The organism is Halomarina oriensis (genome assembly GCF_009791395.1).
GTDB lineage: Archaea > Halobacteriota > Halobacteria > Halobacteriales > Haloarculaceae > Halomarina > Halomarina oriensis.
The window spans coordinates 1-14439 of sequence record NZ_WSZK01000005.1 but is presented as its reverse complement, the minus strand read 5'-3'; the positions used below and the strand labels follow the sequence as shown (position 1 = coordinate 14439).

The window sequence follows — 14439 nt, the reverse complement described above, 5'->3', positions numbered from 1 at the left end:
GCTACTATCTTCAAAGCCAATCTTGCACGCGTGTAGGCTGTGAATACCATATATGAACTGACAGTAGTGGTGGCATAGTAAACACCGAGCACGGCCGAGAGGGGGACGATTGCTCTCATGCACGTCGGGATGATACTCAGAGGGACGTTCCCGCACGACATCCGCGTCGAGAAGGAGGCGCGGTCGCTCAGTGCGGCCGGTCACACCGTCTCGCTGCTCTGTCTCGCTCGAGAGGACGACGACGGGTCGGCGAGCGAACCGCTCGCCGACCGGTTCGAGGACGTCGACGTCGTCCGCATCCCCCGGCGAGAGCGCTACACGAGTCCCTACCGCACCGCCAAGACAGTCCGCTACCTGCTGACGCTGACGGACGTCATCTGGCGGCGCGAGATCGAGCGGTTCGTCCGCGAGCGGCACGTCGACACCCTCCACGTCCACGACCTGCCGCTCGTCCGGACCGCCCAGTCCGTCGCCGACGACCACGGCCTCCCGCTGGTCGCCGACCTCCACGAGAACTACCCCGAGGCCGCCCGGCAGTGGCGAACGGGGATGGGCGAACCCCGACGGACCATCCAGCGGACGTTCACGCCGTATCGCCGACTCAGACGCCTCGAACGCGAGTGTGTCGAGCGGGCCGACCACGTGTTGGCGACGACGCCGGCGGGCCGAGCCCACTACATCGAGGACTGCGATGCGGACCCCGAACGGGTGCACGTCGTCTCGAACACCGTCGACTTCGGCGCGTACGACACGGCCGCAGACCCGATACCGGGCTACGAGGACGAGTTCGTCGTCAGCTACGTCGGGAGTTTCGGCCCGCATCGAGGGCTCGAACAGCTCATCGACGCGATGCCGCGACTCGTCGGGCAGGTTCCGAACGCACGCCTGCTCGTCGTCGGGTCGGCCGGCGAGGACGTCTACGAGCGCTCGCTCCACGAACGCGCCGCGGCGACGGGCGTCGGCGACCGTATCACGTTCCCCGGCTGGGTCGACTTCGCGGACGTCCCACGCTACGTCGCCGCCAGCGACGTCTGTGCGGTCTTGCACACGGACAACCCCCACACCGCGACGACGGTTCCGCACAAACTGTTCCAGTACATGGCCTCGCGCAAGCCCGTCGTCGTCACCGAAGTCGAGACGCTGGCGAGCGTCGTCCGCGAGACGGACAGCGGCGTGGTCGTCCCCGAGGGTGACCCCGAGACGCTCGCCGCTCGGCTGGTCGAACTCGCCGAGGACGACACGCTGGCGGAGCGACTGGCGACGAACGGTCGGGCGGCGACCGAGAAGACGTACAACTGGGAACGGGAGGCCGGGACGCTGTGGTCGGTCTACGACTCACTCGGTGCAGACGGCGATTCGCGTCCCGAGCGACCGGGCCGCTCTCGCACCGGCGAGCGCACGTCGACCACCTAACGACGCACAGACCAGCGCGGCGTGGGCCGGCGACGGGACGTGACGGAGCGCGGTGAGCAACTCACGACGAGCGGTCCGCCGGTCGCCGTTCTCGACCGCCAGGAGACCCCGTTCGCGTGCCGCGGCGGCCTCGAACGGCCGCCTGACGCCCACCTCGTCGACGACGTCGCCGAAGTGCTCGGCGACGAGTTCCCGCGCCCGAACGTCGTACGCGGCTGACGACGAGAGGTTCTCCCCGTGGCGGTGGCGCTCGACGAGCGGGGCGGCGACGTACCCCCACTGCCAGCGGCGGGCGAGTTCGATGGCGAGCGCCCAGTCACACGCGATGTCGAAGCGCTCGTCGTACCCGCCGACCGCGTCGAGACACCACGCCCGCACGAGATGCCCCGAGTGCGGGAGGACGTCCATCCGGACGAGCACGTTCGGGAGGTGGTCGCCCTCGTAGCCGTCCGTGACGACCCGCTCGCGTTCGTGGTCCTCGCCCTCGACGACGACCCGTTCACCGCAGTAGACCCCGCAGTACTCCTCGCCGAGTTCCCGGAGGCGAGCGACCTGCCGAGCGACCTTCTCGGGGTGCCAGCGGTCGTCGTCGTCGAGCGCACAGACGAACTCGCCGTCGGCGAGCGCCAGGCCGCGGTTGCGGGCCCCGGCGACGCCCCGCGAACTGTCGTTTCTGACCGTCCGGACCCGTGGGTCGTCGGCGTAGTCGGCGAGGCGCTCGGGGGTCGCGTCGGTCGACCCGTCGTCGACGACGACCACCTCCAGCGGGTCGTAGGTCTGGTCGAGCGCCGTCTCGATGGCCCCACCGACCGTGTCGGCCCGGTTGTGGGTCGGGACGACGACGCTGACGAGCGGGTCGCTCATGCGCCGTCCTCCACGTGCTCGCCGTCGGGACGAGCGGACCGACCGGTGTACGCATCGGGGTCGCTCACCTCGCTGTCGGCGGCCGCCGGAGCGGGGACGTGCCGGTCGTCCGCGACCCGGCGACGTTCGAGGTCCAGCAGGTTCGTCAGCGCCATCAGATGCGACCCGACCTCGTACGCCCCCTTGAACTGCTGGTCGGGGACGTCGATACGGCCGTCGAGCGTCGTGAACCGGATGGGAACGCCCAGACCGCTCTCGGCTATCAGGTCCGTCCCGCGGACGTTCTCGCCGTAGATCCAGCGCATCGCCCGACCGAGTTCGGCGTCGTAGTCACGACGGCCACCGGCGGCGTAGTAGTGGGCGACGGCGTTGACGAAGAACGTCTGGTGGCAGGCGTAGAGGAACTCCCAGTGTGGTGGCCGGGAGAAGCCCGTACCGAGCACCCGGCGCAGTTCCGCGCCGTAGTACGTTCGCCGGGAGGGGTCCTCCCAGATGAACGCGCCGTCGGCCTGCATCCGCACGTCGACGGTGTAGTCGAGGACGGCCTCGACGTTCTCCAGGTAGCCCGTCCGACCCGTCACCTCGATGGCGCGCGCCAGCCCCCACAGCGTGTACTGCTGGTTCTGGTGGCGACGGGTCGTCTCGTTGTCGAAGTAGAAGAGCGTCTTCCAGGCGTTCTGTCGCTGGACGACGGCGTCCATCCCGCGGTCGATGGCCGTCCGCACGTCGGGGTCGCGGGTCCGCTCGTAGAGGTAGGTCCAGCCGTAGAGGACGAGGCTGTCCTCGCTGTGCTCGTACTGGACGCGCTCCTCGCTGTGCTCGAACAGCTCGGTCGCCCGCTCGAGGAACCGCTCGTCGAAGACGTCGGCCGCGAGCGCGAACGCGCAGGTCAGCGGCCCGAGGCCGTAGCTCGGCATCTCGTCGAGCGCACCCTCCTCGATGCGCTCCTCGAAGTACGCGAGCTGCCGGCGGAGCTTCGCGTCGACACGGTCCGTCCCCCGAGGGGAGGTCCGCCACTGCATCGCGCCCATCAGCGCGAACGGGGCGTAGCGCCAGACGACGTCGTCTTCGGCCGTCCAGTTCGTCGGGCGGCCGTCCGCGCCGACGTCGTAGGTCAACTCGCGGGTGATGTGGCCGCCCGCGTCGTCGGCGGCCCAGAAGCCCTCCTCGGCGGTCGGACGGAACAGACAGTCGAGCGCCGCGTCGAGACTCCCCTCGTAGTCGACGGGCCGTGCGCCGACGACGACGTACGACGCGTCGTCCCACACCTCGGGCGGACGGCCGTCGTCGGGCGCGTCGTCGTCCGCCGCCGCCTGCTGGTGGGCGTCGTTCAGCGCGTCGGTCTTGCGCTCGGCGAAGTCGACGAACGGCCGCTGGAGCGGGCCGGGGACGAACTCGGCGAGTTTCGAGTGGAGCCAGTAGGGGTGCTGGTAGACGACACGGTGGTCCGCGAGCGCCCATCCCGGTTCGAGCAGGCGGCGAATCGCCGTGGGCGTGTAGTAGCGCTGTTCGTACTTCCCGCCCGTCTCGTAGGGCGAACGAGGTGTCGGCACGGAGAAGACGAACAGGCCCTCGGGAGCGACGACGCGTCGCACCTCGGCGGTCAGCGCCGCGACGTCGAGGAACCGCCAGTCGTAGGGGCCGATGCTCACCGCGGCGTCGAAGTGGTCGTCGGGGAACGGGAGGCGGGGCGTCTCGGGGGCGACCTGCTCGTACCGGCCGACCCGGTCGCCGAGTAGCGATTCGGCGTGGTCGAGTGCGGTGTCGGAGAAGTCGACGCGAGCGACCGCCTCGGCGTCCAGTCCCGCGGTGACGTTCGCCTCGCTGGCGACGTCGAGGACCCGGCCGCGAGAGCCGAGCAGGTCCCACGCCTGTTCTTTCTCGGCGTCCCGGAGGTACTGGTAGACGGGGTCGGCCGGCGGTTGGTCGACCCAGCGCGTCAACACTTCGTCACGCATGGCGACCTCTCGAAGCGCGGGCGGTCGGACGAGGACGGGAGACCGGCATCATGGACGGAGGTTGGGCCGAGGGGGGTATTAGAAATCGGATACTAACCGGCGACTCGACGACGGGCCGGGAGGGAGGACGGTCACCGTCGGGAGGTGCACTCGGCGGCGGGTCGCTCCGCCGGGTGTGGAGCGCACGCCGTCAGGAGCCTTCGGCCTGACCGGTCGCGTTCGGCTGGACCAGACCGACGAGTCGCGTCCGCGTCGGTGCGTGGAGCGAGACGACCCCACCGTAGGTCAGCGCACCGAGCGCGACCAGCGCGAGCAGCGGCACCGGCGAGTCGGGGGTGACGACGCGCGTGGCCCCCACGACGACACCACCCATCACGAGCGCGCCGCCGACCTGCCAGGCGAGCGCCCGCCGGTCGACCCGTGCGGCGAGCCACGACTGGAGCGCACGCCACTGGACGACGGCGACGACGGCGGCCGTGAGCGCCGTCCCGACGGCCGCACCGAGGGGACCGTAGGCGAGCGCTAGCCCCACGGTCAACACGAGGTTCGTCCCGAGGCCGACCGCGTTCGTGACGAAGACGGTTCGGGGCCGGTCGAGGCCGAGCAGCGTCGACTGGACGACGTCCTTGACCGCCTGTGCGACCTGCCCGGCGACGAGCACCGCCAGCAGTGCGCCGCCGCCGAAGCCGTAGGCGACGGCCATGAACGGCCCGCCGAGCACCGCTGCACCGACGACGGCCGGGACGACCAGCAGCAGCGCGAACGACAGCGAGTTGGTGAACGCCTCCTCGATACGCTCGAACGCGTCGCTGGCCGCCCACGCCGAGACGTTCGGCGCGAGCGCCGCCCCGACGGCGGAGCTGGCGAGCGCCACGACGAGACTGACCCGCCAGGCGGCCTCGTAGGTGCCGACGGCCGTCTTCGAGACGACCACCGCGAGGACGAGCGTGTCGAGCCACGAGTAGGTGAGGTGGCTGACGTTCATCCCCGCGGTGTACTTCGAGAACGAGACGAGACTGGTCATCGTCTCGCGGGTCGGGCGGGCGAGGCCCGTGTCGAGGAGGACGCCCGCCACGAGCGCTCGGGCCGCGTGACCGATCAGGAGACCGTAGACCAGTCCGACCGGGCCGCTCCCACCGAGGACGAACCAGACGCTCGTCCCGACGCGGAGCACCTCGCCGCCGAACTCGACGCCCGCGCTCGTGGCGAGGCGGCGCTCGCCGCGCAGCGCCGACAGCAACAGCCACTGTCCGGTCTCGACGACCAGCAACGCCACGACCATCCCGACGAGCGCGAGCGGTGCGAGCGGGAGGTCCGCGAGGTCGGCGAGCGGGTCGGCGAACAGCAGGACGGCCAGCGAGACGACCGCCAGTGGGACGAGGACGAGACCGAACGCGCCGGTGAGGTGACGGGCGCGTTCGGCGTCGTCGGCCGCACCGCTCAGTCGCTTGACGACGGCGCTGTCGACGCCGAACCGGGCGAGCACCGCGAGGACGACGACCACCGTCTCGACGGTGAAGTAGATGCCCAGCCCCTCCGCGCCGATGGCTCGCGCGAAGTAGACGGTGCTGGCGAAGCCGATGACGCTGACGCCGACCCGCGACCCGTACAGCGCGAGGCTCGACCGGTCGAGGTCGGCCATCTACCGATACCCGAGGTCACGGAGTCGGCTCTCGACGCTCTCGTCGACGCTCTCGTCGACGGCGTCGGTCGCCCGGTCCGCACGCACGGTTTCGAGCGCCGGCAGGTCGGCCGTCCAGTCGGGACGGTCGACGGTGTCGACGGTCGTCTGCCAGCACGGGCGGTCGGCGTCGAGCGCGAGCGTCCGTGACTCGCCGGCGTCGTCCCACTCGTGTTTCCGGTCGCCGTCGTAGACGATTCGACGGACCCGGTCGAACCGCTCGCCGAGGCCGTCGTTGCCCGGCGTACGTCCGAGCACTTCGGCGAGGACGTGCTCGCGTCGGAGGTTCGGGACGGACCCCGCGGCGAGACTCTCGACGAGGTACGGCAGGTCGAGGTGCGAGACGGTGCCGTCGACGACGCCGGGCGACTCGGGGGCGTTCAGGACGACGAGCGGGACGTGCAACAGCGCCTCGGTGAGACTCCCGACGTGGCCGAACAGGCCGTCGTCGGCCGGGTATCCGAGGTTCTCGCCGTGGTCGGCGGTGACGACCAGCGTCGTCTCGCGGTCGGTCGCGGCCTGGAGGCGCTCGGCGAACCCCAGCGTCCAGCGGTCGAGGTAGTCGACGGCGGCGGCGTAGAGCGTCCGGTAGCGATGGAGGTCCTCGACGAACGCCTCGGGGTCGGTGCTGACCGCCGTCGGCGTCATCCCCTCGGAGGTCCAGCCCTCGGGCACGTCGGTGCCGGCGAAGCCGCGAATCGCCCGGAGCGGCGAGTGAGCGTCCATCACGTTACAGAACACGGCAACCGGTTCGTCGCTCGCCTCCAGACGGTCGAGGGTGGCGCGTTCGACGACCCGTGCACCGTCGTCGAACAGTTCCGGGCCGGAGAGCGGCCCGTGGCGAACCAGGTCGTTGGCGCGAAACGCCGCGAGATTCGCGGCGCTCCGGAGGGGGTGGTCGTGGCGAGCGACGGCGGCGAGCGCCCGAGCGTAGCCCCTCGGTGTCCCGTCGGCGTGGTCCCGGACGAGCGCGTCCGGGTCGGCACCGGTCGGGAACCGGCGGTACCGGGAGACGTCGACGAACTCGTCGAACAGCGTGTCGAAGCCGTGTGGCGACCCGGCGTAGGGGTTCGCGCTGACGCCGACCGTGTGGTGGGGCAGGCGGTCGAACACCGTCCGGCCGGCGAGCGGGCGGAACGACGGGGCGTGGGCGTTGACACCGTGTTCGTGCGGGAGGTGGCCGGTGACCATCGAAGCGTGACTCGGCGTGCTCCAGGAACTCGCCGCTCGACAGCCCGCGTACTCGACGTCGGCCGCCGCACGGAGCCGTGGCGCGAACGCGTCGAAGGCGTCCTTCCGGACGGTGTCGAGACAGAGAACGACGACGTTGCGCTCGGCGGGGACCGACCGCGCGACCCGTGACATGGACGGGGAGAGCAGACCACACCGGATAGTTATATGACCGCTACCGCCGACCGACCAGAGGAATGGACCCCGAGACGGCCCGCGTCGTCATGCTCTGTACCGACCCCCACCCCGCCCACGCCGGGTTCGCACGGGCGATCGGCGCGGAACAGGTCGGCTTCCGCGACCGGTCGGCCGGACCGCTCTCGGGGAGCGTCGCCGAGGACGCACTGAACGCGCTCACCTACCCCGACGCCGACGTCTACCTCGTCGAGGGGTCACAGCCGCTGTACGCCGCGACGCTCGCGCGCGCTCGAGCGGGCGCGAAGGTCGTCTACCTCTGTGCGGACCACGGTCTCTACGACCTCGGCCGAGGGTCGTTCGCCGGCCAGTCGGGGCTGAAGACCGCCGTCGGACGGTTCGGTCGCCCGGTCGTCCGTGCGGTCGCCCGCCGGAGCATCGACGGCTGTGTCGCCGTCTCCGGGTTCGCCGCCGACTTCGTCCGCCCGTTCGTCGGCGACGCGCCCGTCCGCGTCGCCCACCCGTACGTCCACCCCGAACGCTACGAGTCGTTGCTCGCCATCGAGGACCCCCCCCGACGAACCGACCGCGCTGACGGTCGGACGCGGGGCGCGGTACAAGGGTGTCGACCTGCTGGTCGAGGCGTGGCCCCGCGTCAGGGAGCGTCACCCCGAGGCGACGCTCCACGTCGCCGGTGCCGGCCACCCCGACCGCTACGACGAGGTACCGGGCGTCGAACGCCACGGGTTCGTCGAGGAGGCACGGCTGGTCGAACTGTTCGCCGAGAGCGCACTGTTCGTCCAGCCCTCGCGGATGGACACGTTCCCCGTCAGCACGCTCGAAGCGCTCTGTGCCGGACGAGTACCGGTAGTCACCGAGACTGCCGGGACGTGCTCGGAGGTCCGTGCGCTCGACCCCGCGCTGGTCGTCGAACCGACGAGCAGGGCGCTCGCTGCGGGCGTGAACCGGGCCTTCGACCGACCACCGGGAGAGCGAGCGACGCTCGCGGCACAGGCCCGCGAGCGTGGCCGGACGTTCGACGCGGCGACGCGACGGGCCGCGTTCCGACGGGCGTTCGCGGACGTCGTTCGTCGACTCTGAACGCCGAACGAGGAGCACGAGGGGAGGGGAGCGTCGCGTCCCTGTGCCGGTCAGTCGAGCACGGCGTCGAGCGACGTGGCGTCGTCGCCCAGGAGGTTGCGAAAGACGGTTTCGGCGTCCTCGTCGGTGACGACGGTCGGAGGCGACCAGTCGCTCCCCGAGAGCGCAGTCCGGGTCGCGTCGAACCCCTGGTCGTCGACGTACCAGGTCAGGAGGTGAGCGAACTCCCACGCCGCCAGCGGGGGCTCGAAGGTGACCGGCGTCACCGACCGCTGGCCGTTCGTCGTGCGCGTCCACAGCGAGACGTCGTAGGCGTCCGCCTCGTCTTCGGGGACCGACTCGGTCGTCGAGAGGCCGCCGCCCTCGTAGACGGCCACCGGTTCGACGGCGACGACCGTCCCGTCACGTTCGTACCCCCCATCCCTGTCGTTCCAACCCGGACACGGTGAGACCATACCCCGCCGTGACGCCTCCCCGAGCAAAAGCCTGTCCGCTCGTCGTCGGTGGTTTCGCGGTCGGGGGGCGACGCGGACACACCGCGCCACACTCAAGCGGGGTGTCACTCGCCACGTATATACCCCGTGACGGCGGCGAACGCGACCACCAGCGCCACCCGTTTATCCCTCACGCTCCTCTCTCGACACATGGTATCCGAAGGCGACAGCGCACCCGACTTCACGCAGAAGGTCGCAACCGGTGACCTCGAGGAGTTCACGCTCTCGGAGCAGACGGGCGACGGACCGCTCGTCCTCGCGTTCTTCCCCGGCGCGTTCACGCCGCCGTGTTCCAACGAGATGGTCGCGCTCGAAGAGCACGTCGGTGAGTACGAGGACGCGGGCGCGTCGCTCTACGGACTGAGCCACGACTCGCCGTTCTGCCTCAACGCGTTCCGCGACGAACACGACCTGTCGTTCGACCTCGTCAGCGACCAGAAGGGCGACACCATCGAGGAGTACGGTCTCTCGATGGACGCTCCCGACCTCGGCCTCTACGGCGCGGCCAACCGCGCGGTGTACGTCGTCGACGACAGCGGAACCGTCACCTACACGTGGGAGGCCGACGACCCCGCCGAGGAGGAACCCGACTACGAGGAGCTACAGGACGCCATCGAGGCGGCCTGAACGGCGACAACGACCGTCCGGCCGTCGGCCGGACGAGGTCGAACCGTGTGTCGAACGAACCGTACGGCTCTTCGCGTCGATAGCGGCGGTGACAGTGGAACGAAGAAAGGGTGGGAATGAGGGAGTCACACCCGAAACCGGATTGGCTACGAGGGGTTCCGGTCTCGATTCCACCGTTGGGGAGGTTCGGTATTGAACGTTGAGCGTAGACTGATACGGGGTCGGCTAGCACGAAACCGTGAACGTTCTAACAGTCTAGATACGGGCCGTCGAGTCGGCCGGTCCGTTCGACGAACCGGGAACCCGGGACGTCGACGGAAAAGTCGTGGCTCACCCGTGGGTCCTCACAGTCTCGGGCGTGTTCTCCCCACGGTCGGAAAGCGAGAGCCACTGCCCGCGGGCAGGTGAGCGGATCGAGGCCGTCGGCGCGGCCTCAGACCGACTGGCCGGGTTCCGATCGGACCGTGTCGGCGAACTGTTCGCGGACCTTCCGAATCTTCGGGTCGGCGTTGAACTGGCAGTAGCCGTCGCCGGGGTTCTTCTCGTAGTAGTCCTGGTGGTACTCCTCGGCCTCGTAGAACGTCTCCAGCGGTTCGACCTCGGTGACGACGTCGTCGTCGTAGACCGCCTCCGATTCGAGTCCCGCGATGTACTCCTCGGTTATCTCGCGCTGGTCGTCGTCGTGATAGAGGACGATAGAGCGATACTGGCTGCCCACGTCCGGTCCCTGTCGGTTCAGCGTCGTCGGGTCGTGGACGGTGAAGAAGATGGCCAGCAGTTCGGGGTAGTCGACCACCGACGGATCGTACTCGACCTGAACGACCTCGGCGTGGCCGGTCTCCTCCCGACAGACCGCCTCGTAGGAGGGGTTCTCGACGTGCCCACCCGCGTAGCCCGAGGTGACAGCGTGGACGCCCTCGACCTCCTTGTACACCGCTTCGGTACACCAGAAACAGCCACCACCGAAGGTGGCGAGTCGGGTCTCGCTCATACTCGTCGTAGGCGCGTCCGACGGTTAACTCCGACGCGTCTGTGGGACGCTCGCCGATATCGTGTCGAGGCGGCGGGAGCCTCTCCGGTCCGAGTCGTCGCGGTCGCTGGGCCCCGTGGCGACAGACCGACCCCGTCACCGTCCGAGACCACTCGGCCGAACCGGACCCGCTAGCTGGGTCGACCCGCCCGGGCGGTTCGTCCGGTTTGGACAGTTCTGACGGGGCGAAGAGCGAGGACGTGGCGGACGGGTCGATGGTTCGGAGGTTCGGAGGGACGAACGGGCCGGCCTGCGTCCGAACCGTCCGAGAGAGTTCGGCTGTCTCGGTCAGTTTGGACTACACTGAACCCCCACGGGACGACGTCCCGCAGACGGTCACGTCGAGAGGTCTCTCAAGGACCACGCGTCGGACACACGTCGTTTCCGGTGAAACACGCCCCGAGAGCCACTCAGTAGTGGAGACGACCCGCCCACACGAAAGCTACGAGCGGACCGACACCGCCGCACCATCCGAATCATCCGAACCACCTGATACCTCCAAACTATCCGATTCGTTCAAACTCGTTTTGATGTCCAAACCGGTTCGGACATCCGACGCGTGTCTGACGTACGGTTAAGGTGACCCGTCCGAACCCGTTCGTATGACCGGACCAGCGAGGCTCGCCTTCTCGAATCAGAAAGGCGGTGTCGGCAAGACCACGGTCGGCATCAACGTCGCGGGCGCGCTCAACGCGCGCGGGCGCGACGTGCTGTTCGTCGACCTCGACCCCCAGGGCAACGCCACCGAAGGACTCGGCTTCCGGGACGCGTACGACGAAGCTCCGCCGAGCCTGTTCGACGTGCTGACGGACCCCGAACGGCGCGAGTCGTTCCCCGACCTGGTCCTCGATCACCCGGAGATGGACGTCGTCCCCTCGAACATCGACATGACCGCCGCGGAGCCGGAGTTGACGCTGTCGCGGCGCGGGGGTGAACAGCTCGCGCTCGCACTGGAGACCGTCGAGGACGACTACGACTACGTGCTCGTCGACTGCCCGCCCCATCTGGGCTACCTGACCGACAACGGACTGCACGCGACGCGGAACGTCCTCATCCCCGCGCTCGCCGAGTCGACGAGCAAACGCGCGCTGGAACTCCTGTTCGACCACGTCGAGGCGCTGGAACTCGACTACGACATCACCATCGAGGAGCGCGGCGTCGTCGCCAACCGCGTCGAGTCGACGAACGAGGGCCGGACGATGTTGAACTGGTTCGACGAGGCGTTCCCGGACATCCCGGTCTGGGAGGTCCGCAAACGCGTCGCCCTCCAGCGGGCGTTCTCCGAGGGCGTCTCGCTGTTCGAGTACGACCCCGACGTCGACATGACCGAGACGTTCCTCGACGTCGCGGCCGACCTCGACGAGCAGTTCGGGTTCGACGACGGAGCGACCGTCGAGGCGGCGGAGGTAAGCCGATGAGCGACGAGCGAGCGAGTCGCCTGCGTTCGCGGCGTGGGAAGGCGAGAGAACGAGTCGAGGCACAGCAGCGCGACGCCGAGGGACGACCGGTGGACTCCGGCGAGAAGTCGACCGCGGAGTCGGAGAGCACGGAGTCGACAGCCGCCGAGGGGAACGACGGGACGGACGTGGCCGACGACGCGGGCAGCGTCAAAGACGAGCGCGTCGGGACCTACATGTACCTCCCCGAGGCACAGAAGCGCGAACTCCAACGGGTCTACGGCACCCTCAAGGTCGCGTACGAGTACGAGTTCGACGAGGAGTTCGAGAAGAACCGCCACTTCTTCCCCGCCGTCGTCCGCCACGGCTTGGAGACGCTCGACGGGATGGACGCGACGGAGGTACGGGACGTCGTCGACGACCTGGAGTGAGCAGCGGGTGCTGTCGGCGTCGCGGAGGCGGGACCGACCGCGACACACCACGTTTCCGGTGGAAGACGTCACTGTCCGCGATTCGAGACCGTTCTCGATCGTCGGCACCCCCGCCGCGTTCCGCCTGTTACTCCGTGTCCATCAGCACGCTCTGAATCACTTCGGGGTCCTCGAGCAGGCGGTGTTCGGTGTAGCTCCCCTCCGCCGACCCGCCGCTGTGACGGGACTGCTCGATGACGTCCAGGAAGGCGTGCTCCTTGAGCAGGTCACGGACCCGCCGCAACGAGAGGGACTCCGAACCCTCCTGGCGACAGACCTGCTCGTACAGCTCGTAGATGCGTGTCGTCCGGAACGCCTCCTCGTCGCCCTCGTTGAGCGAGAGCAGCGTCAGCGCCTGCAACACGTATCGGGCGTGGGGTGTCGACCCGCGGATGAGTTCGCGGAAGCGGTCGGTCTCCGCGCGCTGGCGGGCCTGCACGACGAACTCCTCTTGGACGACCTCCGCGCCGGTCGACTGGGCGATCTCCCCGGCGTACCGGAGGATGTCGATGGCCTTGCGGGCGTCCCCGTGTTCGCGCGCCGCGAGCGCGGCCGCGCGCGGGATGACCGAGTCGGCAAGCACGCCGTCACGGAAGGCGTCGGAACGAGCGGCCATGATGTCGCCGAGCTGGGCCGCGTCGTAGGGCGGGAAGACGAACTCGCGTTCGCAGAGACTGGACTTGACGCGCTCGTCCATCCGGTCTTTGTACTTGATCTTGTTCGAGATGCCGATGACGCCGATCTTGCAGTTGGTGAGCTTACCGGCCTCGCCCGCCCGGGAGAGCTGCATGAGGATGTCGTCGCTGTCGAGCTTGTCGATCTCGTCGAGGATGACGAGGACGACGTCGTAACACTCGTCGAGGATCGCCCAGAGGCGCTTGTAGTAGGTCGCGGTTGCGATGCCCTTATCGGGGATGTTGATACCCGTCTGTTCGGGTTCGTTGAGCGAACTGGCGATGGTCTGGACCGCCTGAGTCTCCGTCGAGTCCTGAGCGCAGTCCACGTACGCGAAGTCGGTCGTCACCCCCTCCTCCTCGGCAGTGTCGATGAGTCGCCCGGAGACGTACTTCGCACACAGCGACTTGCCGGTCCCGGTCTTCCCGTAGATGAGGACGTTGCTCGGGCTCTGGCCGAAGATGGCGGGGTTGACCGCGTTGGCGAGCTGTCCAATCTCCGCGTCACGACCGACGATCCGTCCCTCGTCGGGGAGGTGGTTGATCTCTAACAGCTCCTTGTTCACGAACACCGGGTCCTCCCGGATGAACAGGTCGTCGGTGTCGGACATCTGGATACACACCGCGTTTCCGGTGAAACGTCTTGACTGTTCCCCATACAGGTCGGTGGAAGTGATACTTTAACGCCTGGCCATTTATCGAACGGATAAGAAGTCGGACACACAGTCTCGGTGTTTCTTTCAGTAACTCCAACAGACCGCACACACACACCACGTTTCCGGTGAAACGGACTCCGAGGGTGGGGGTGGGTCGAGACGAAGGGGGGGGTTCGGGGTCGATCGACCGTCGGTTTCACCGGAAACGTGGTGTGTACCAGTCGACCGAAATCACCGGAGAAAGCAGCAACAGGCGGTCACGGAACGGTGATTCGGGGGATGCGTGAACGGACACCCTCACGGGGAACTCCCCCACCGGAAGTTATCGAGCACCGAATCTCGGTGGTGAAGTTCCCCTCGAACTCGTTCGGCCAGAGAACGACGCTCGTCGTTCTCTTTCTACTCAGTAAAACTAGCTTGATGAACTGTTCGCATTCTATCTATATAAGGATAAACCATAGACTGAAAGTGAAGTAGTGGAGCGGGCGGGCGGGAGCACTCCGAGACCGACGGAGTCCTCGTCACGAGAGCGACAACCGGTTTCGGTTTCGCCACCGTCTCTACCCCGAGGATTTTCGAACGCCCGGCGAGAGATACCTCTCATCACCTCTGACTTCGATAGTTTCCTCTGGAAACTCCTCACAAGTGTTCGTCCGTCCGTCCTCGTTCGAGGCTGTTCAGCCCCCGCGGTGGTCCGTCACCACCCCCC

At 68.4% G+C, this 14439-nt stretch carries 12 protein-coding genes; 5 read left to right on the top strand and 7 right to left on the bottom strand.

Translation table 11 applies throughout. The features are described from left to right. The first annotated feature begins 117 nt into the window (after window positions 1–117). A complete protein-coding gene (locus GQS65_RS01440) occupies window positions 118–1413 on the top strand; it encodes a glycosyltransferase family 4 protein (RefSeq protein WP_158202896.1) in 1296 nt (431 codons plus the stop codon). Here GQS65_RS01440 and GQS65_RS01435 read toward each other — a convergent pair. From GQS65_RS01435 to GQS65_RS01420, 4 genes are all read right to left on the bottom strand, one after another. Beyond that, window positions 1336–2277 carry a glycosyltransferase family 2 protein gene (locus GQS65_RS01435; RefSeq protein WP_158202895.1) on the bottom strand — a complete coding sequence of 314 codons (942 nt, stop codon included), beginning with the start codon at window positions 2275–2277 and terminating at the stop codon, window positions 1336–1338. The two genes, GQS65_RS01440 and GQS65_RS01435, sit on opposite strands and share 78 nt — an antisense overlap. Next, entirely contained in the window at window positions 2274–4235 is a 1962-nt protein-coding gene (locus GQS65_RS01430) for a class I SAM-dependent methyltransferase (RefSeq protein WP_158202894.1), read from the bottom strand. The genes GQS65_RS01435 and GQS65_RS01430 overlap by 4 nt, the downstream gene beginning before the upstream one ends. A gap of 190 nt (window positions 4236–4425) precedes the next feature. Beyond that, window positions 4426–5877, bottom strand: coding sequence for a lipopolysaccharide biosynthesis protein (locus GQS65_RS01425; protein WP_158202893.1), 1452 nt, complete (start codon window positions 5875–5877; stop codon window positions 4426–4428). Beyond that, complete coding sequence (locus tag GQS65_RS01420; protein WP_158202892.1) at window positions 5878–7281, bottom strand: sulfatase-like hydrolase/transferase; 1404 nt, start codon at window positions 7279–7281, stop codon at window positions 5878–5880. A 447-nt stretch (window positions 7282–7728) separates the two neighbouring features. Between GQS65_RS01420 and GQS65_RS21300 the strand changes: the two genes are divergently transcribed. Then, window positions 7729–8382, top strand: a complete 654-nt coding sequence (locus GQS65_RS21300; RefSeq protein WP_199268378.1) for a glycosyltransferase family 4 protein — start codon at window positions 7729–7731, stop codon at window positions 8380–8382. A 50-nt stretch (window positions 8383–8432) separates the two neighbouring features. On the opposite strand, the gene GQS65_RS01410 is transcribed toward GQS65_RS21300, so the two are convergent. Then, on the bottom strand, window positions 8433–8837 hold the full coding sequence (locus GQS65_RS01410) for a hypothetical protein (RefSeq protein WP_158202891.1): 405 nt from the start codon (window positions 8835–8837) through the stop codon (window positions 8433–8435). A gap of 189 nt (window positions 8838–9026) precedes the next feature. Here GQS65_RS01410 and GQS65_RS01405 point away from each other — a divergent pair, with 189 nt between their 5' ends. After that, window positions 9027–9503, top strand: coding sequence for a redoxin domain-containing protein (locus tag GQS65_RS01405; RefSeq protein ID WP_158202890.1), 477 nt, complete (start codon window positions 9027–9029; stop codon window positions 9501–9503). Window positions 9504–9936: 433 nt separating this feature from the next. Here the strand turns inward: GQS65_RS01405 and msrA are convergent, their stop codons facing one another. Next, complete coding sequence (msrA, locus tag GQS65_RS01400; RefSeq protein WP_158202889.1) at window positions 9937–10494, bottom strand: peptide-methionine (S)-S-oxide reductase MsrA; 558 nt, start codon at window positions 10492–10494, stop codon at window positions 9937–9939. Between the two features lie 641 nt (window positions 10495–11135). Between msrA and GQS65_RS01395 the strand changes: the two genes are divergently transcribed. Both GQS65_RS01395 and GQS65_RS01390 read left to right on the top strand, forming a co-directional pair. Beyond that, the gene (locus tag GQS65_RS01395; protein WP_158202888.1) at window positions 11136–11951 is read left to right on the top strand and encodes a ParA family protein; all 816 of its coding nucleotides are present in this window, start codon (window positions 11136–11138) and stop codon (window positions 11949–11951) included. Beyond that, window positions 11948–12361: a hypothetical protein gene (locus tag GQS65_RS01390; protein WP_158202887.1), complete on the top strand. Its 414-nt coding sequence runs from the start codon at window positions 11948–11950 to the stop codon at window positions 12359–12361. Before GQS65_RS01395 ends, GQS65_RS01390 begins: the two co-directional genes overlap by 4 nt. Window positions 12362–12488: 127 nt before the next feature. Here GQS65_RS01390 and GQS65_RS01385 read toward each other — a convergent pair whose 3' ends face one another. Then, window positions 12489–13685, bottom strand: a complete 1197-nt coding sequence (locus GQS65_RS01385) for a Cdc6/Cdc18 family protein (protein ID WP_158202886.1) — start codon at window positions 13683–13685, stop codon at window positions 12489–12491. Window positions 13686–14439 lie beyond the last annotated feature (754 nt).